Genomic DNA, 17712 nt, shown 5'->3' with positions numbered 1-17712 from the left:
CCTGCCCTCCCCCGGAAGGGGAGGGAGAAAGACAACGCAAGCGTGAAGCTCATTGCATTCCCCCGTTCCAGCGGCCGGTGCAGGCCGCATCGATGCACTCCGCCGTGCTGCCGAACCACGCCTGCACGCCGAGGATGGCGGGCAGGTAGTGCGCCTGCTTGGCGGAATCGAGCGCCACGGTCTTCGTGCCCTTGGGCACGGCGCGGCTCATGGCCGAGCAGCTGTCGGTCATGAGGATGCCGCCCGCGTCCTCGATGATCTTGGTGTAGCCGTTGCGGTCGGCCAGCGACTTGATGGCGCGCGGCGTGAAGATCCACAGCTCGCAATCGGGATGCACCTTGCGCCCTTCGATGAGCTGCGCGGCTTCCCAGATCTGCTCGATGGTGTAGTGCGGGCAGCCCAGCATCACGTACTGCACTTCCGCGTCCTTGCCGGTGACGTTGATCTTCTCGTAGGTGGCGCGGCGCTCGGCCTCGCCGTAGCGCAGCACCTCGACGGGCGCCCTGCCGCCGAGCGCCTGTTCCAGCGTCAGCGCCTCGGGCGTGATGCCGGCAATGTGATACATCTCCACGCCGCCCGACGACGACGCAGCCGCGCCGAAGTGCTTGAGCCTCGGCAGGTTCGGCACGCGGCCGATGCCTCGCTTGCTGTGCACCACCGGCACGCGCTCCTGCACGTGCTCGCCGATGTAGTAGCCGAGCAGGCCCCAGTCCTGCACCGACTCGACCTCGATGTCGAGCTCGACCACATGCGTGGCGCGGCGGTTCTCGTCGAGGTGATAGCCCCAGTACGGAATGCGCCCGGTGAGCATCGCCGCGCCCGTGCTCTCGCGGCCTTCGGTGTTGGTGCGCGCGCCGAGCACCGAATTGCAATACACCACCGCCGACGATTCCATCCACGCGCAGTGCTCGCCGCGCGTCGGGATGTTGCCGACCTGGTAGGGCGTGCAGGTGTTCATGATCTGCGCGCCGAGGCCGGCCGCGTGGCGCTCGCTGCGGTTGTAGAACTGCACGATCTCCTCGCTCACGCCCATGCGCTCGGGCTGGCCGGGGTCGAAGCCCAGTTGCAGGTGGCTGGTGAAGACCTTGAACTTGGGAATCTCGACCGTCTCCTGGCTGTCGAGGCTGAATTCGGAGAACACCGCGTCCATGCCGCCGCCCTTGGCAAGCGCGAAGTCGCGCTGGAAGGGCGTGGTCGAGGTGATGGTGGCGCAGACGTTGCGCGTCTCGACCAGTCGCTCGGCGCCGAGGGCTTCGCCGTAGCGCATCAGGAGGTCCATCGCCTTCTGCACGGCCGGTCCGTCGCGGCCGTCGTACATGGCTTTTTCTTCGTTGCTCAGGTGCATGACCTGTGTCTCCGTTCTTCTGTCGTCGTGGGGAATGAAACCCCGGCCGGGTTGCTAACCCGGCAAGGGCGTGGGCACATGCCCGCCGATGTCGCGCGCGATCGTGAGCGCGATGTCGTGCAGGCGCGGTGCGAGTTCGTTGCGCAATCTGTCTTCGGTGAACACGAAGGCGGCGCCGCCGCCGTTCAGCGCCATCACCTCGCCGTCGGGGCCGATGAGCGGCACCGACACCGAGTTGATCTCGCGGTGGAATTCGCCCAGCGAGAGGCAGTAGCCGAGGCGCCTGGCTTCGGCGATGGCGCGCGTCATCGGCGCGGCAATGCCGTCCCATTCGGGGCCGCGCAAGAGGCGCATCGAATCGACCAGCTGGTTGCGCTGCGCGTCGGGCAGTGCCGAGAGATACGCGCGGCCGAGCGCCGAGTTCGGCAGCGGTGCACGCGAACCCACATCGAGCCGCGCAGACAGCATCGACGAGCGCGGGCGGCAGGCTTCGATCAGCACCATCTCCATGCCGTCGCGCACCGCGAGGTAGACGGAGGCGCCCACCTCCTCGGCCATTGCCTGCATGCTGGGCCGCGCGGCGGCGCGCACGTCGAGGCTGCCGAGGAACACGCGCGAGAGCGACACCACGCCGGGCCCGAGCATGAAGCGGTCGGGCGCCTGCGCTGGCTTGAGCATGCCCAGCGACAGCAGCGTCGCGACCAGCCGGTTGACCGTGGGGCGCGGAATGCCGGTGATGCGCGCCACGTCGGCATGGCCGAGCACCGGACGCTCTTCGCTGAAGCAGCGCAGCACCGAGATGCCACGCTCCAGCGCGCTCACGGTGTCGGAGCGCTCGCCGCGCGTATCTGCGGTCGCGTCGGCGGAGGAAAGAGAGCTGTCGTTTTTGTCGTTGGACATGGAGGGACCCTTTGAACGCTTTGCAAGACTCTGCAATGTAGAGGCTGGCGAAAGCGGATCGGCCGGGTTCATGGCGAAGGGATCAAACGCTGGCCTCGGCCGCGACGGATGCCGCGCCCTGCCCGGCTGCTTCGCCGCCAGCACGCAGGTACACGCCCTGCGCCAGCAATTCGGACTGCAGCGCGGCTACATCGATGAAGCGCGGCGCGATGCCGCCGCGCGACGCCAGCGCCGCTGCCACACCCGCCGCCTGTCCGGTGATCCAGCACTGCGGAATCTCGCGCATGAAGCCGTGCGAGTTGCGGTCGCACGAGATGTGGCGGCCACAGGCCAGGAGGCCGTCGAGCTGCTGCGGCACCAGCGCGCCATAAGGAATGGAGATGTTCGGGAATTTCGGCGACACCGCGGGCGACACGCCGATCTCGTCCCCGAGCGCCACGCCGTCGGGCCATTGGCTGCGCAGCACCGCGCCCACGCCCGAGAGGCGCCGCGCATGGCGTACGCCGATCTGCGGCGCGCTCAGCATCAGGTAGGCGTCTTCGAAGCCGGGCGCATGCGCCTTGAAGTAATCGAGGTGCGCGGCCATCGCGCGGTGCGAACGCACTTCCACGGCCGTGAGGTCGTCCACGTCGAGCGCCGAATAGCCCGACTGGCGCGGCCCCATGAAGAGCGCCACGTCGTTGCGCCACGAGACGAAGGGCCGCTCGAACAGGCCGCACACCTCGCGCCCGCGCGCCATGAAGGCGGTGAAGGCCTCGGGCTGTCCGGCCTTGAATTCGATCCAGCGGTTCATGTCCACGCCGCCGAAGAGCCAGGAGGTGTTCATGCAGTGGTGCACGTCGGCTTCTTCGATGTCGTTCACGTAGGCCGCGCCGGCACGGGCGAACAGGTCGCCGTCGCCGGTGGCATCGACCACCACGTCGGCCATGATGGCCATGCGGCCTTCCTTGCTCTCGAAGACCACGCCCTTCACCGCGCCGTCCTGCACGATCGGAATCGCGGCCCACGAGTGGTAGATGAGCTTGACCTTGCGCTCCAGCACGATCTCCTGCGAGAGCAGCTTAAGCCGCTCGGGGTCGATGGTGGGCGACCAGGTGACGACGCCGTGATACGCGGCCGTGCGCTGCGACCAGTGCGCGGCCTTGGCCGTGTCCTGCGAGCCCCAGTCCTCGCGCTGCGGACCGGCAATGGCGTCGGCGGGCAGGCGATCGAACAGCTCTTCGGCGAAGCCGCGGATCACCAGCTTGCCTTCCCAGTCGGTCATGCGGTCGATCCAGATCACGAGGCCACCGGTCGACAAACCGCCCAGGTGGTTGTAGCGCTCGAGCAGCGCCACGTCGGCGCCCGCGCGGGCCGCTGCTGCGGCGGCCGCGGTACCCGAAGGCCCGCCGCCGACCACCAGCACGCCGCAGCGGTGATAGACCGGAATGTTCTTGCCGGGCTCGGCCCAGCTGCCGTGGTCAGGGCGCTTGACGCGGCTGTCGCGGTCGAAGATGTCGGAGGACAGGATGCGCTCGTCGGTGCGGACGACAGTTTTCATGGATGAATATCTTGGATGGGCTGTTTCGTCGTATTTTGATTTCAATGTTCATTTTGTCAAGCACAAAAGGTTGGAAAAGCTGTTTGTTCGGGGTATTCCCTAGTTAATCTGGATTTTTATGATTTTCTAAATCAATATAAGAAGAACATTCCAACGGAGACATCGATGAAGAAACACAACGGCAGCCGCCGTGCATTCGGCGCGGCCCTCAGCGCCGCGGCCCTGCTGGGCCTGGCGCCGCTGGCCATGGCGCAGGACTTTCCCTCGCGCGGCAAACCGATCCGCATCGTCGTGGGCTTCACCGCCGGCGGCGGCACCGACGCGCAAGCGCGCATCGTGGCGCAGAAGCTCGGCGAGGTGCTGGGCACCAGCGTGATCGTGGACAACCGCCCCGGCGCGAGCACCATGCTCGCGGCCAACGAGGTGTCGCGCGCGCTGCCCGACGGCTACACGCTGCTGTACGCGCCCTCTTCCACGATGGCGCAGAACCCGCACACCTTCGCGCAGGTGCCCTACGACCCGTTCAAGGACTTCACCGCGATCTCGATGGGCGGGCGCGGACCGCTGGTGCTGTCGGTCAGCACCACGGTGCCGGCCAACAACGTGAAGGAGCTCGTGGCGTACGTGAAGGCGAACCCCGGCAAGGTGAGCTACGCCTCGTTCGGCGCGGGCACCTCGTCGCACATCTACGGAGAAGCTTTCGTGAAGAAGACCGGCGTCGATGCGGTGCACATCCCCTACAAGGGCGGCTCGGACGCGGCGAAAGACCTGATCGGCGGCCGCGTGCAGTACATGTTCGACTCGGCCTCGTCGGCGGTCATCACCTCGGCCTCGGGCAAGGTGAAGATCCTGGCCATCGCGTCGAACGCGCGCATCTCGGCGCTGCCCGATGTGCCCACCTTCGCCGAGCAGGGCATCGCGGGCCTGGACCTGCCGAGCTGGCTCGGCTTCTACGGGCCGGCGCACATGCCCGCGCCGGTGGTCGCCAAGCTCAATGCCGCGCTCACGCAGGTGCTGGCGATGCCGCAGGTGCGCGAGTTCTATCGCACGGGCGGCTACGAAGCGGGCGCGACGACGCCGGAAGAATTCGCCGGCATCACCCGCACGACCTACGACCGCTGGGGCGCGATGGTGCAGCAGGTAGGCTTGGCCAAGCAATGAGCCCTTCGTCTTTCATCACCCGACGCCGCCTGACCACGTGGCTCGCTCTGGGCGCGGCCGCCCTGCCGCTGTCTTCATTCGCAGCCTCGCCCGCGGCCTTTCCGGAAAAGGGCCGCAGCATCCGCATCGTGCTCGGCCTCGCGGCGGGCGGCGCCTCCGATGCGCAGGCGCGCTTCGTCGCCAACAAGCTCGGTGAGGTGCTGCAGACGCCGGTCATCGTGGAGAACCGGCCGGGCGCGAGCTTCATCCTCGCGACCGAAGAAGTGATCCGCGCGGCGCCCGACGGCTACACCTTCATGTACGCGCCCTCTTCCGTGGTGGCGCAGAACCCACAGACGCTGGCGCAGGTGCGCTACGACCCGTTCAAGGACCTGACGCCGATATCGCTCGGCGCGCGCGGCCCGCTGGTGCTGACGGTGCACACCAGCGTGCCGGCGCGCAACGTGCAGGAGCTGATCGCCTACATCAAGGCCAACCCCGGGAAGATGAGCTACGCCTCGTTCGGCACCGGCACCTCGTCGCACATCTATGGCGAAGCCTTCGCGCGGCAGGCCGGCCTCGACGTCGTGCACGTGCCCTACAAGGGCGGCGCCGATGCGGCGAAGGACTTCCTCGCGGGCCGCGTGCAGTACTACTTCGACGCGGCGCCCAATGCCATCCAGAACACGGCCACCGGCAAGGTGCGCATGCTGGCGGTGGCGGCGCCCAAGCGGAGCGCGATGCTGCCCGACGTGCCGACGATGACCGAGCAAGGCGTGAGCGGCGTCGACATGGCGAGCTGGCTCGGCTTCTACGGACCGGCGCGCATGCCGGCGCCGGTGGTTGCCAAGCTCAACGCCGCACTCGCGCAGGTGCTGGCGATGCCGGCCACGCGCGACTTCTTCCGCCAGGGTGCGTACGAAGCTGAATCGTCGACCCCGCAGCAGTTGGCCGACCTGACGCGCACGACCTACGACCAGTGGGCCGAGACAATCCGCAAGCTCGGTCTCACGAAGCAGTAACCAGCCGCGGCTGCGAAGTTCAGCCGAAGAAGTTCGAGAGCCGCGCGTTGGTCTCGGCGGCGCGCTCGTACTGCACCCAGTGCCCCGCGCCGTCGATCACAACGCCTTCGCGATTCGGTCCTTCGCTCGCGAGCTGCGCGACCAGCGGACGCGGATCGGCCGTGACGTCGTACTCGCCCCAGAGCAGCAGCGTCGGCAGGCCCAGCGTGTCGAGCGCCTTGCGGAGTCCACCGGCTTGCGACACCTCCTTGCTGCGAAAGCGCGTGCCGTGGCACGAGATGTCGTGAATCTCGAAGGCCAGCGGATCGATGGCCGCGGTGTCGTGCAGCATCAGCGCGCCGAGGTTGTGCAAGAGCGCGGCGCGCTCGGCCTCGCGATCGGGGGCGGCGCGCCAGTTGATCATCTGCGCCGTCATGCGGCGCAGCGTGCCGTGGCCGCCGCTGCCCAGCAGCGCGAGCTTGCGGACCGCGCCGCGCTGCACCGCGAAGCGCGCGGCGGTGAGGCCGCCGAACGAGAAGCCACCCAGGTCGATCGGCGTGCCCGCGCCGACAAGCGCATCGAGCGTGCCGCCGAGCGCCTTGAGCAACGGCAGCAGCGAGTCTTCGCCGGGTGCCACGCGCGGCAGCGCATCGGAATCGTGGAAGCCCGGCATGTCGGGCAGGAGCAGCGTGCGTTCGGCAGAGAGTGCTTCGGCATTGCGCAGCCAGTGCATCCAGCTGCCGTGGCCGCCGTGCAGCAGCACGATGGGCGGTTTCGTCGTGTCGGTGCCGAAGCGGCGCCAGCGCACATGCACGTCTTCGTGAACGGAGTCGTGGTGAATGGAGAGCGCGTCGATGCGCGCGATTTCGTTGCGCGCTGCAAGCGCTTCTGGGCTGTCGGGGGTCAGAGGCATCGCGCGATTTTGCCGCGCGCCCCTTTCACGCTGCAGCGCGCAGGATTAGCCGAAGCGGTAGCTCGATACCACGAGCCCGCCCATGAAAGCGTCCTCGTGGTACACGCGCTCGCCGGCATCGCCCTCGGCCGCGCCGACCGCGACCATCAGCGGAATCAGGTGCTCCTCGCGCGGATGCGCCATGCGCGCGGCGGGCGCCGCTTCCCAGTTCTGCAGGTGCGCGGCGCGTTCGGCCGGCGCGCCCTTCACCACCGCCGCATCGAGCCAGTCGTCGAAGGCCTTCGAGACACCGTGCGCCTGCGGGCCGAAGTTGCGCAGGTTGTGATAGCTCAAGCCGCTGCCGACGATCAGCACGTCCTCGTCGCGCAGCGGCGCGAGTGCGCGGCCCAGCGCGAGGTGCTCCGCCGGATCGAGCCCGCGCCGCAGCGACAGTTGCACCACCGGCACATCGGCTTTCGGATAGATCGCTGCCATCGGCGAGAACATGCCGTGGTCGTAGCCGCGCTCGGGGTCGATCTGTACCGGCAGGCCGGCCGCAGCGATGAGCGACTGCACGCGCAGTGCGAGTTCCGGCGAGCCGGGCGCGTCGTAGTGCACTTCGTAGGTGTGGGGCGGGAAGCCGCCGTAGTCGTAAATCATGGGCGGCTTCGCGCTGCCCTGCACCGTGAAGGCCGTGGCCTCCCAGTGCGCCGACACCATGAGGATCGCCTTGGGCATGCGGCCGATCTGGCGCGGCATGTCCGCCAGCGAGGCGGCCAGCTGGTCGTAGGTGGCGCCCATCTCCTTCTTCATCCATGGCCACGGGCCGCCGCCGTGGGAGATGAAGTACGTCGGGAGGCGCGAGGTGGGCGATGTGGTGTTGTCGTGGGTCAAGTCGATGCTCCTTCAAAGCGTTGGATCGACTGTAGACATTTCCTCCAAGGAAATCGACCAGCTACGATGCATCGAATCATTTCCCCATAGGAAACCATCGATGGACCGCATGACCAGCCTGCGCGTGTTTCGAGAGGTCGTCGAGGCCGGCAGCTTCACGGCCGCGGCCGGGCGGCTCGCGATGTCGCCGCCCATGGCGAGCAAGCATGTGGCGCAGCTCGAGAAGTCGCTCGGCGCGCGGCTCCTGCACCGCTCCAGCCGCCACCTGAGCCTGACCGAAGCCGGCACCGCCTGGTACGAGCAGAGCCGCCGCGCGCTCGACCTGCTCGATGCGGCCGAAGCCGCCATCGGCCAGACCAGCGAGGCGCCGCGCGGCCAGCTCAAGGTGAGTGCGCCGGTGTGGTGTGCCACGCCGCGTTTCGCGCGCGTGCTCGCCGATTACCGCGAGCGCTTTCCGGAAGTGCTGGTCGACATGCACCTGGAGAACCGCAAGGTCGACCTCGCGGCCGATGGCTACGACCTCGCGTTGCGCGCCACGCAGGAGCCCTCGCCCGCGTTGATCGCGCGGCCGCTGTGCCGCGTGCCTTTTCACCTCGCGGGCACGCCCGATTACCTGAAGCGCATGGGCGGCTGCCCCGCGCTGCCCGCCGACCTGTCTCGGCTCGGCGCGATCGTGCCGAGCTATGTGAACCTGGACAACCTCGCGCTCAAGGGGCCGGGCGGGCGGATGCTGCCGCTGCGCCTCACGCCGGCGATGCGCTCGGACGACACCACACTCACGCTGCACGCGGTGCACGCGGGCATGGGCATCGCGTTCATGCCGCTATGGCTCATCGACGACGACCTTGCGGCGGGCCGCCTCGTGCGGCTGCTGCCGGACTACGAGGCCCAGCCCGTCACGCTCTTCGCGGTCTACACCAGCCGGCAGTACATGGCGCCCAAGCTGCGTACTTTCATCGACTTCCTGGGCGAGCGGCTCGGCGCGCTGGAACCAAAGGCAACGCCACAGGCCGCCGCGAAACCGCGCAAGAAATAGGCAACGCACCTTTTCAGGGCAAGGTCATGCCGGCGCGGCTAAAGTCCACGGCTCTCTGGGAGATCGTGTCCTTGTTCCGCTTCTTCGAAAAACTCCTTCACCCCTACCCCGCCGCCGAACCGCCGTTGCCGCCTCAAGGCTTCTTCGCCTTCCTGTGGGCCTGCACGCACGGCGTGCGCGGCAAGATCGCCGCGATGGCGGTGCTCACGGCCGTCATGTCGATCTTCGAGGCGGCGCTGTTCGCGATCCTCGGGCGCGTGGTCGACTGGCTCGGCGGCCAGGTGCCCTCGCGGCTGTGGGCCGAGCGCGGCGATGCGCTGATGTGGATGGCCGCGGTGCTGGTGGTCAGCATCTTGGTGGTCGCGCTGCAGACCATCGTGAAGCACCAGACGCTCGCGGTGAACCTGCCGATGCGCCTGCGCTGGAACTTCCACCGGCTGATGCTGGGCCAGAGCATGGCCTTCTACTCGGACGAGTTCGCGGGCCGCATCACGGCCAAGGTGATGCAGACCGCGCTCGCGGTGCGCGACACCATCTTCGTGCTGGCCGACGTCCTGGTGGCCATGGGCGTGTATGTCGCGACCATGATCATCCTGGTGGGCGTGCTCGATGCGCAGCTGGTGTGGCCCTTCGTCATCTGGCTCGCGCTCTACATCGGCGCGCTCGCGTACTTCGTGCCGCGCCTCGGCAAAGTCGGCAAGGCGCAGGCCGATGCGCGCGCGCTCATGACCGGCCGCGTGACCGACGCCTACACCAACATCGCGACCGTCAAGCTCTTCTCGTACACGCAGCGCGAGGCGGGCTTCGCGCGCGATGCGATGCGCGAATTCATGAAGACCGGCTACGGCCAGATGCGCCTGGTGAGCGCCTTCGAAATCGTCAACCACACATTGAGCATGGGCCTCACCGCCGGCATGGCGGGCACGGCGCTGTGGCTCTGGTCGAACGGCACGGTCGGCGTGGGCGCGGTGGCCGCGGCCACCGCGATGGCGCTGCGGCTGCAGGGCATGTCGCACTGGATCATGTGGGAGATGACCAGCCTGTTCGAGAACATCGGCACGGTGCAGGACGGCATGAAGACGCTGTCGCGCCCGCGCACCGTGCTCGATGCAACCGATGCCGCGGTGCTCGACGTGCCGCGCGGCGAAGTGCGCTTCGAGAACGCGAGCTTCCGCTACGCCGATGCGGGCCGCCGCGTCATCGACAGCCTGAACCTCACGGTGAAGCCCGGCGAGAAGATCGGCCTGGTCGGCCGTTCGGGTGCCGGCAAGTCGACGCTGGTGAACCTGCTGCTGCGCTTTCACGACCTGGAGAGCGGCCGCATCCTCATCGACGGGCAGGACATCGCACACGTCACGCAGGATTCGCTGCGCAGCCACATCGGCATGGTCACGCAGGACACCTCGCTGATGCACCGCTCGGTGGCCGACAACATCGCCTACGGCCGGCCCGATGCGGCGCATGCGCAGATCGAGGCGGCGGCCAAACGCGCCGAGGCGCACGACTTCATCCAGACGCTGGGTGATGCGAGCGGCCGGCGCGGCTACGAGGCGCACGTGGGCGAGCGCGGCGTGAAGCTCTCGGGCGGCCAGCGGCAACGCGTGGCCATTGCGCGCGTGATGCTGAAGGACGCGCCAATCCTCCTGCTCGACGAGGCGACCAGCGCGCTCGACTCCGAAGTGGAAGCCGCGATCCAGCAGAGCCTCTACACGCTGATGGAAGGCAAGACCGTGATCGCGATCGCGCACCGGCTCTCGACCATCGCGGCGATGGACCGGCTGATCGTGCTCGACGAAGGCCGCGTGGTGGAAGAAGGCGACCACCGCACGCTGATGGCGCAGGGTGGTTTGTATGCGCGGCTGTGGGCGCACCAGAGCGGCGGGTTCCTGGGCGATTCGCTCGAGGAAGACGAGGCGCTCAGGGCCTGATTGCGGATCGCACTCAGGTCGGCAAGGCGCCGGCCTCGTACTGCGCCGCGAACTCCCCGCTCGGCGGGATCGGCTTGATGATGTCGATCAGCACCCCGTTCGGGTCGCGCGTGATGAAGTGGCGCTGACCGAAGGACTCGTCGCGCAGCGGCAGAAGGATCGGCAGGCCCTCCGTCTTCAGCCGGTCGTGCACCGCGTCGGGGTCGTCCACCTCGAAGTTCAGCAGCAGCCCGCCCACCACCTGGCCGCGCGCCGCCGCGGGAATGGTCTCGTGGCGGCCGTCGAGCACGGCCAGGTTCACCGACGGCTCGCCTTCCAGCTGCAGATGCACATACCAGTCGCTGGTGAAGAGCGGCACGAAACCGAAATGCGATTGGTAGAAGGCGGCGGTGCCGGCCACGTCCCCGGTCATGACGACGGGGTAGTAGCTCGTGACTTTCATGGGAAGCATGGGACAGGTCCTTTCATAAAACATACAGACTGTACGTACGTTAAATACTAACCTACAGACAGCCTGCATGTAAATTACCCGCCATGGCCACCAACCGCGAACGCACCGAAAGCACCCAGCTCGCCCTGATCGAAGCCGCCCGCGCGCTCTTCGTCAGCAAGGGCTACGGCGACACCTCCACCCCCGAAATCGCATCGGCCGCGGGCATCACGCGCGGCGCGCTGTACCACCACTTCGCGGACAAGCGCGACCTGTTCCGGCAGGTGCTGGCGCGCGAGGCGATGGCGGTCGCCGCCGACATCGAAGCCGCCGCCCCCGAGCAACTGGGCCCGCGCGAGGCGCTGATCCAGGGCAGCGAGGCTTACCTGGACGCCATGACCGTGCCCGGCCGCACGCGGCTCCTGCTGGTCGACGGCCCCGCTGTGCTGGGCATGGCCGAGGCCATGGCGATCGACGATGCCAACGCGGCGCAGTCGCTGCGCGAGGGCCTGAAACGCGCCGGCATGGGGCGCGGCGAAGTCTCGGTCGATGCGCTGTCGCAGTTGCTGTCGGCCGCCTTCGACCGCGCGGCGCTGGAGATCGATGCGGGCGCCGACGCCAAGGAGGTTCGCACCGCCATGCGATGGCTGGTCGAGCAGGCGCTGGGGCCTGTCAAGAAACGCTGACCAGCCCTTATCCCGAATTGGCGACCAATCCATAAAACCGTTCACGCTGAGCTTGTCGAAGCCTCGCGCGGGGCTTCGACAAGCTCAGCGTGAACGGTTTTATCTTTTCGAACGCGCTGGGTATCAGACGATCCCCCGCCCACCCATGCGCACAGGCCACTTGGCCACCGTGCCGCGCTGCATCGATTCGAGCGTCGTCTGCGTGAACACGTTGATGCTCACGTGCCGCGCGAGGTAGTGCTCCAGCACCAGCCCCAGCAGATATGGGCTCGTGCCCGAGAAGCCTTCTTCGTCCACGCTCAAGGTGCACTGCACGCCGCGCCCGTAGATCAACGGCCCCGAGCCCGGCAGGCGCCGCGTCACCGGCTCGATGCGCGAGCCCACGAGGCTGTCGATCTGCCGGCGCAGCACATCGCTGTCGGCCGACACGAACAGCCGCAGCATGTCGCGCAGCGCCTGCGCGCCCTCGCGGTGCGGCATGTCGGCGAGAGGCAGGTGGTTGAAGCCGAGCTGGCGGATCAGCCGCCACGCGATTTCGCGCTGCGCGAACGGCGACTTCGGAATGCTCGGCGGGCGGATCAGGCCCACCGCCGAGACCGGGATCGAATCGGACACCGCGAGGTCGGAATGCCCGTTGCGCGGTACGAGGCATGGCAGGTCGCGGTTCGTGAGCATCGCCTTCACCGACAGGTAGCGAAGGCTCTCCGGATACGGCGCCTCGTGCTGGTCGACCAGCGACAGAAACACCTCGGTGCCGATGTAGGGCGTGCGCGTGCCGTACTTGCGCGATGTGTCGGAGGCGAGCCGCTGCTCGCGGCGCACCGAGAAGTAGCGGCCGTGGTTGCTTTCGTCTTCATTGAGCGTCTGGTAGAGCGGGCGGAACTCCAGCTCGGCCGTGGTCTGCGCCTGCTGGCCCGCGATGCGCTGGACCGAATAGACCTCGAAATCGAGCGGCCGCGAGCGGTCGGGCACCAGGTGGAACTCGGGCTGCGCCGCATTGAGTTCGACGCGATCGGTGCGCCGCTCAAAGAGGTTGACCACCGGCGTGCTGAAGAGCGCGAACTGCCCGGCATCGACCAGCGCACCCAACGCGCCCGGCGGCTTGCTCAGCAGCACGAGGATTTCAACCTCCTTGCCCTGCGCCCGCGCAAGCCCCGGCGCCAGTTGGGTCAGCGTGAAGAAGTAGAAGCGCTCGGGGCACGCGAAGTATTCGTGTAGCAGGTTGTGGCCATGGAAGGTGTTCCACGCCAGCGGCAACAGCCCCTGCCCCGGCGCCAGTCCTTCGTGCACCAGCGCCCCGTCGGTCACCACGTGCGGCCGCTCCATCAGCTTGCCCGGTTCGCCGACGAAGGTGGCGACCGCCGAGGTGTGCAGCAACTCGAACAGATGCGAGGCCACGTGCTCGTTGCCGCGCAGGTAGATGGGCAGCCGGTCGAGCCCGACCAGCGCGCCGAAACCCATCTCGCCCACGGTGCGGAGGCGCAGGCGCAGCGCGCCCGTCACTTGCACATGCGGCGGCAGGTAGCGCTCCAGCGCGGGAATGTCGGGCGGCGCGCCGGTGAGCTTCGCATCGACGATCTCGATAGGCCACAGCGTCACGTCCTGGCTGGAGCGGAACTCGCACGGCGTTTCCTCGCCCGCCGGCACGCGCGCATGGAAGGCCGTGCCGCGCGGCACCACGAAGCCGCGCGTGAAGTCGCCCTCCTTCACGCTCGGGTGCAGCTGCGCCACCGCCATCGACGGCGTGGGACTCAGGTAGTTGGGGTAAAGCACTTCGAGCAGCCGCTGCGTGAAGCGCGGGAACTCCGCGTCCAGCTTGATCTGCATGCGCGCCGAGAGAAAGCTGAACGACTCGATCAGCCGCTCCACATACGGGTCGGCCACCTCGATGCCGTGCATGCCCAGGCGCTTCGCGATCTTGGGGTGCGAGGCAGCGAACTCGCTAGCGGCCTCGCGCATGTAGACCAGTTCCTTGTTGTAGTAGTCGAGCAGTTGCGGGTCCATGGCGGTGTGTTCTCCCTGAATGAAGTTGTTGGTGGTGATGCGGTGTGGTGTGGTGTGGCGTGGTGATGAAGGCTCAGCGCGCCGAAGAGATCACGCGCATGCGGTTGGTCTCCAGATCGACCGCGCTCTGCACGGTGAAGGCCAGCGGATAAGGCCGAAGGTGAATCAGCGCGCGAATCTCGAACAGCAGCACGTTGTATTCACCCGCCGCGCCGCCCTCCTTCATCAGCGGCACGACCGTCACCGTTTCGGGAATCAGGCGCGGCTCGTAGTCCTGGATGGCGCGGCGGATGATGCGTTCGATGTCCGCCCACCGGCGCTCCGACAGGTAGCTGCCCGCCAGCGGCGGCACGCCGAAGTTGATGGTCGAGGACGCCGCTTCGGCATGCCGCGTGCGGTCGATCAGGTCTTCGGCGTTGGTGGTGTTGAGCAGGTAGGCCAGGTCGCGCTGCACGATGTCGCGCATCTGCGCGGGGGTCACGGCGTACTCGGAAGGCAGCTCGCTGGTGCGGCTCGGGGCCTCGTCGCGCAGGCGGTCGAACAGCGTGGGGAGCAATTGCGCGTTGGGATGCACCGCCGGGGCATCGGCCGGCCGGAGCGAGCGGGCCCCGGGGTGTGCGGGATGAGAGCCGGTGAAGGGAGAAGACTGCTCGGCAGGTCGCATGGCTGGGCCTTTCTGGAAGGGCCAGAGTCTTGCGTGGATGCGGACGGCGCATTGCAAACAATGGTCACATCTGCCCGCACGCGCTGACAAAGCCGCGCAAAGCGGGGATTTGTCGTCAGCGGCGCGCTTTGCGAGTCCTACAGGACAGGCCGCCCCTCGCCGACATCACCCATCGCGCCGAAGTCCCATCCTTGATTCATCCCAATCAACGAGGAGCCCTCGCGTGAATTCCATCATCTACATCGTCGGTCTGGTCGTGGTCGTTGTTGCCGTGCTGTCGTTCTTCGGCTTGCGCTGAGAACGCATCGCGCTTTTTCGACCTGACATCCCGTGGAGAACGGGGCCGCATGCGGCCCCGTTTCTCATGGGCGCTCACAGGGCGGCGGGCATAATTCCCGCGCCCCGGCACTCCGCAGGGCATATCAGCGAAGGGACCCTGTTGACCAACACCGCATTGCGCGAACCTGCCTTTCCGGATGCGGTGATCACCGAGGCGATCCGATGGACCGAAGAGACCGGTCCGCTCGACGACGCGCAGGCCCTGCGCATCGCCGCCTCGCATGCAAGCGACGGCCACGCCCGCATCACCGAACGCGCCCTGCACCTGGGCGAACGCATCGGACTTCCATCTGAAATGGCACGCGCCCGCCACTGGGCGCCCTGGGTGCTGCTCGGGCTCGTGGGGCTGATCGTTGTCGCGGGGCTGGGCCTCGCGGGCAACGTGGTCGGCGGCGGCGAGCGGCACATCAACGTGATCGTTGCGCTCGTGAGCCTGCTGGGCCTGCACGCGCTCACGCTGCTGCTCTGGCTCATCGGCCTGTGGCTGCCGGCGGGATCGTTCGGCACCGCCTCGCTCGGCTGGATCTGGCTGTCGCTCACCGCGCGCGTGGCGGGCGGCAAGCGCGGACAGGCGCCGCTGCTGCTGCGCGCAACCACGGGGCTGCTGACTCGCGCCCGGCTGCTGCCCTGGGCCTTCGGGCTCGTGAGCCACGGCATCTGGTCGCTGTCGTTCGCCGTGGTGCTGGCAGCGATGCTGTTCGCGCTGGCCTTCCGCAGCTACACGCTGAGCTGGGAGACGACGATCCTCGATCCGGCCTTCTTCGTGCGCGCGGTGCAGATGCTCGGCTGGGCGCCTTCGCAGCTCGGTTTTCCGGTGCCCGATGCGGCCACGGTTCTTTCGGCCGCGCCGGGCGCCGCGGGCCAGCGCACCTGGGCGATGTGGCTGACCGGCTGCATCGTCGTCTACGGGTTGCTGCCGCGCCTCGCGCTGGTGCTGTTGAGCGCCGCTGTCTGGCGCAGCCGCCGCAAGGCGCTGCAGCCCGACTGGAGCGAGCCGTACTACCGCAAGCTGCTCGCGCGCTTCGCCGCCCTCGCGCCGGCCGCCATCGTCGATGCCGATCCGGGGCGCATGCGCGGCGCCGCTCCCGCCCGGCTGGCGCCTTCCGAACTGCAGGATGCGCTCTTCGTCATCGGCTTCGAACTGCCGCCCGACATGCCGTGGCCCCCAGCCGCCCTGCCGACTGACGCCACCCAGGTGCTGCGCATCGACGGCAGTGCCCCCGCCCGCCGCACGCTGCTCGATCAGCTCGCGCAAGCCCGCCCGCGCGCCGTGCTGCTGGTGTGCCACGCCGCATCGAGCCCCGACCGCGGCACCGAACGGTTCCTCCGCGAAGTGCTCGCGCATTGCGGCGAATGCCGGCTCTGGCTGGCGGACGCAAACGGCGCAGGCGCAGCCGGCCGTTGGATCGACTGGCTGCGCGACACGGGCCTCGAACGCATCGCCGCCAGCGACAGTCTCGACACCGCCTTGCAAGGACTGCGCGCCCCATGACGCAAGAAGCCGCCATCCGCATCGCCGTCGTCGGCCACACCAACGCGGGCAAGACCTCGCTGCTGCGCACGCTCACGCGGCGCGTCAACTTCGGCGAAGTGTCGCAGCGCCCCGGCACCACGCGCCATGTCGAATCGGTCGACCTCGATGTGAACGGCGAGGCGGCGGTGCGCTTCTTCGACACGCCAGGCCTCGAAGACGCGGTGGCGCTGCGCGAACACCTCGCGGGCTTCGACGCAGGAGCCACGCCGCCCGAGCGCATCCGCCGGTTCCTGCAAGGCCCCGAAGCCCACGGCGTGTTCGAGCAGGAAGCCAAGGTGCTGCGCACCATGCTCGACATCGACGCGGCCTTTCTCGTCATCGACGTGCGCGAGCCGGTGCTGCCGAAGTTCCGCGACGAGATCGAGCTGCTCAACTCCTGTGCGCGGCCCGTGCTGCCGGTGCTGAACTTCGTGCGTGATGCGGCCAGCCGCGAGGCGGCGTGGAAAGAACTGCTGTCGGCCTACGGCCTGCATGTGCAGGTGCGCTTCGATGCGGCCGCGCCTTTCGTCGGCGCCGAGCGCGACCTCTACAACGACCTTGCCACGCTGCTGCGCGAGCGCCGCGACCAATTGCGTGGCGTGGCCGATTTCCTCGATACCGAAGCCGCCGAGCGCCGCCGCTCCGCCTGCACGCGCATCGCTGCGCTGTTGGTCGATGCGGCCGCGATCCGTCGCACGGTGTCAGCCACGGAATTTTCCGACGCGGCGCGGCGCGAAGCGCTCGTCGCGGCTCTTCGCAAGACCGTGTTCGACAAGGCCCAGCGCTGCACCGACGACCTGCTCGCGCTCTACGGCTTTCGCCAGGGCGATGCCGACGAAGCGCCGCTGCAGGCCATCGAGGGCCGCTGGACGCTCGACTTCTTCAGCCCCGAAGCGATGAAGGACGCGGGCCTGCGCCTCGGCAAGGGCGCTGTCATCGGCGCCGCTGTGGGGGTGGTGGCTGATCTCGCCGTGGCGGGCATCTCGCTCGGCGCAGGCGCGGCATTGGGCGGCGCCATCGGGGGCGCGGTGTCGCAGGGCTGGGGCCCACTCGGCCGCAAGCTCGCCAACAAGTTGCGCGACGTGCACGAGGTCACTGTGGAAGACGGCGTGCTCTTCACGCTGGTCGCCTGGCAGCTCAAGCTCACGCAGGCACTGGAGCAGCGCGGACATGCGGCGACGCAGCGCATCAGCGCGGAGACGCCCGAGGACGGCGATGCGCCCACGCGCGCCGCGGCCGCCGCGGTGCGCGGCGCGCAACCCGCGCGCAACCACCCCGAGTGGGAATCGACCGGCATTGCGACGCGCAGCTTCTGGCGCCCCTCGCCGCAGCGCGAAGCGCTGGTTGCCGACCTGTCGCGCGCCCTGCTCCCCGCCTTCGAAGCCTGACGCCGGGCTTCG

15 protein-coding genes are annotated in these 17712 nt (G+C 68.3%); 7 read left to right on the top strand and 8 right to left on the bottom strand.

The genetic code is table 11. The features are described from left to right. Positions 1 to 49 precede the first annotated feature (49 nt). The 3 genes from QF040_RS03120 to QF040_RS03110 all read right to left on the bottom strand — a co-directional run bounded on the left by QF040_RS03120 (position 50) and on the right by QF040_RS03110 (position 3785). On the bottom strand, positions 50 to 1345 hold the full coding sequence (locus tag QF040_RS03120) for an aconitase X (RefSeq protein WP_429609801.1): 1296 nt from the start codon (positions 1343 to 1345) through the stop codon (positions 50 to 52). 54 nt (positions 1346 to 1399) lie between these two features. Next, complete coding sequence (locus tag QF040_RS03115; protein ID WP_429609800.1) at positions 1400 to 2245, bottom strand: IclR family transcriptional regulator; 846 nt, start codon at positions 2243 to 2245, stop codon at positions 1400 to 1402. 82 nt (positions 2246 to 2327) lie between these two features. Further along, positions 2328 to 3785 (bottom strand): FAD-dependent oxidoreductase, encoded by a 1458-nt coding sequence (locus QF040_RS03110; RefSeq protein WP_429609799.1) that lies wholly within the window; start codon positions 3783 to 3785, stop codon positions 2328 to 2330. A gap of 165 nt (positions 3786 to 3950) precedes the next feature. Between QF040_RS03110 and QF040_RS03105 the strand changes: the two genes are divergently transcribed. Together QF040_RS03105 and QF040_RS03100 are read left to right on the top strand one after the other, a co-directional pair. Next, entirely contained in the window at positions 3951 to 4946 is a 996-nt protein-coding gene (locus QF040_RS03105) for a Bug family tripartite tricarboxylate transporter substrate binding protein (protein WP_429609798.1), read from the top strand. Beyond that, positions 4943 to 5947, top strand: coding sequence for a Bug family tripartite tricarboxylate transporter substrate binding protein (locus tag QF040_RS03100; RefSeq protein ID WP_429609797.1), 1005 nt, complete (start codon positions 4943 to 4945; stop codon positions 5945 to 5947). The genes QF040_RS03105 and QF040_RS03100 overlap by 4 nt, the downstream gene beginning before the upstream one ends. A 19-nt stretch (positions 5948 to 5966) precedes the next feature. Here the strand turns inward: QF040_RS03100 and QF040_RS03095 are convergent, their stop codons facing one another. Then, positions 5967 to 6839 carry an alpha/beta fold hydrolase gene (locus tag QF040_RS03095; RefSeq protein ID WP_429609796.1) on the bottom strand — a complete coding sequence of 291 codons (873 nt, stop codon included), beginning with the start codon at positions 6837 to 6839 and terminating at the stop codon, positions 5967 to 5969. A 45-nt stretch (positions 6840 to 6884) separates the two neighbouring features. Continuing rightward, complete coding sequence (locus tag QF040_RS03090) at positions 6885 to 7712, bottom strand: DODA-type extradiol aromatic ring-opening family dioxygenase (protein WP_429609795.1); 828 nt, start codon at positions 7710 to 7712, stop codon at positions 6885 to 6887. A gap of 100 nt (positions 7713 to 7812) precedes the next feature. On the opposite strand from QF040_RS03090, the gene QF040_RS03085 reads away from it, so the two are divergent. Both QF040_RS03085 and QF040_RS03080 read left to right on the top strand, forming a co-directional pair. Beyond that, positions 7813 to 8748 (top strand): LysR substrate-binding domain-containing protein, encoded by a 936-nt coding sequence (locus tag QF040_RS03085; RefSeq protein ID WP_429609794.1) that lies wholly within the window; start codon positions 7813 to 7815, stop codon positions 8746 to 8748. Between the two features lie 71 nt (positions 8749 to 8819). After that, the gene (locus QF040_RS03080) at positions 8820 to 10676 is read left to right on the top strand and encodes an ABC transporter ATP-binding protein (RefSeq protein WP_429609793.1); all 1857 of its coding nucleotides are present in this window, start codon (positions 8820 to 8822) and stop codon (positions 10674 to 10676) included. Positions 10677 to 10689: 13 nt separating this feature from the next. On the opposite strand, the gene QF040_RS03075 is transcribed toward QF040_RS03080, so the two are convergent. Then, positions 10690 to 11118 (bottom strand): VOC family protein, encoded by a 429-nt coding sequence (locus QF040_RS03075; RefSeq protein WP_429614605.1) that lies wholly within the window; start codon positions 11116 to 11118, stop codon positions 10690 to 10692. A 92-nt stretch (positions 11119 to 11210) separates the two neighbouring features. Here QF040_RS03075 and QF040_RS03070 point away from each other — a divergent pair, with 92 nt between their 5' ends. After that, positions 11211 to 11792, top strand: a complete 582-nt coding sequence (locus tag QF040_RS03070; protein WP_429609792.1) for a TetR/AcrR family transcriptional regulator — start codon at positions 11211 to 11213, stop codon at positions 11790 to 11792. A gap of 123 nt (positions 11793 to 11915) precedes the next feature. On the opposite strand, the gene tssF is transcribed toward QF040_RS03070, so the two are convergent. Beyond that, positions 11916 to 13796 (bottom strand): type VI secretion system baseplate subunit TssF, encoded by a 1881-nt coding sequence (tssF, locus tag QF040_RS03065; protein WP_429609791.1) that lies wholly within the window; start codon positions 13794 to 13796, stop codon positions 11916 to 11918. Between the two features lie 73 nt (positions 13797 to 13869). Continuing rightward, positions 13870 to 14460, bottom strand: a complete 591-nt coding sequence (gene tssE / locus QF040_RS03060; RefSeq protein WP_429609790.1) for a type VI secretion system baseplate subunit TssE — start codon at positions 14458 to 14460, stop codon at positions 13870 to 13872. Between the two features lie 439 nt (positions 14461 to 14899). On the opposite strand from tssE, the gene QF040_RS03055 reads away from it, so the two are divergent. Beyond that, positions 14900 to 16291, top strand: coding sequence for a DUF2868 domain-containing protein (locus tag QF040_RS03055; RefSeq protein WP_429609789.1), 1392 nt, complete (start codon positions 14900 to 14902; stop codon positions 16289 to 16291). After that, positions 16288 to 17700, top strand: coding sequence for a GTPase/DUF3482 domain-containing protein (locus tag QF040_RS03050; RefSeq protein ID WP_429609788.1), 1413 nt, complete (start codon positions 16288 to 16290; stop codon positions 17698 to 17700). Before QF040_RS03055 ends, QF040_RS03050 begins: the two co-directional genes overlap by 4 nt. The last annotated feature ends 12 nt before the right edge of the window (positions 17701 to 17712 follow it).

The organism is Variovorax sp. W2I14 (genome assembly GCF_050435205.1).
Lineage (GTDB): Bacteria > Pseudomonadota > Gammaproteobacteria > Burkholderiales > Burkholderiaceae_C > Variovorax > Variovorax paradoxus_C.
The sequence above is the reverse complement of the archived record's forward strand: the minus strand, read 5'-3'. Positions and strand labels throughout refer to the sequence as shown.

Bases quoted from the DNA above. Each gene is read 5' to 3' on its own strand.
- QF040_RS03120 (WP_429609801.1), bottom strand. From the start codon at position 1,345: ATGCACCTGAGCAACGAAGAAAAAGCCATGTACGACGGCCGCGACGGA.
- QF040_RS03115 (WP_429609800.1), bottom strand. From the start codon at position 2,245: ATGTCCAACGACAAAAACGACAGCTCTCTTTCCTCCGCCGACGCGACC.
- QF040_RS03110 (WP_429609799.1), bottom strand. From the start codon at position 3,785: ATGAAAACTGTCGTCCGCACCGACGAGCGCATCCTGTCCTCCGACATC.
- QF040_RS03105 (WP_429609798.1), top strand. From the start codon at position 3,951: ATGAAGAAACACAACGGCAGCCGCCGTGCATTCGGCGCGGCCCTCAGC.
- QF040_RS03100 (WP_429609797.1), top strand. From the start codon at position 4,943: ATGAGCCCTTCGTCTTTCATCACCCGACGCCGCCTGACCACGTGGCTC.
- QF040_RS03095 (WP_429609796.1), bottom strand. From the start codon at position 6,839: ATGCCTCTGACCCCCGACAGCCCAGAAGCGCTTGCAGCGCGCAACGAA.
- QF040_RS03085 (WP_429609794.1), top strand. From the start codon at position 7,813: ATGGACCGCATGACCAGCCTGCGCGTGTTTCGAGAGGTCGTCGAGGCC.
- QF040_RS03075 (WP_429614605.1), bottom strand. From the start codon at position 11,118: ATGAAAGTCACGAGCTACTACCCCGTCGTCATGACCGGGGACGTGGCC.
- QF040_RS03070 (WP_429609792.1), top strand. From the start codon at position 11,211: ATGGCCACCAACCGCGAACGCACCGAAAGCACCCAGCTCGCCCTGATC.
- tssF (WP_429609791.1), bottom strand. From the start codon at position 13,796: ATGGACCCGCAACTGCTCGACTACTACAACAAGGAACTGGTCTACATG.
- tssE (WP_429609790.1), bottom strand. From the start codon at position 14,460: ATGCGACCTGCCGAGCAGTCTTCTCCCTTCACCGGCTCTCATCCCGCA.
- QF040_RS03050 (WP_429609788.1), top strand. From the start codon at position 16,288: ATGACGCAAGAAGCCGCCATCCGCATCGCCGTCGTCGGCCACACCAAC.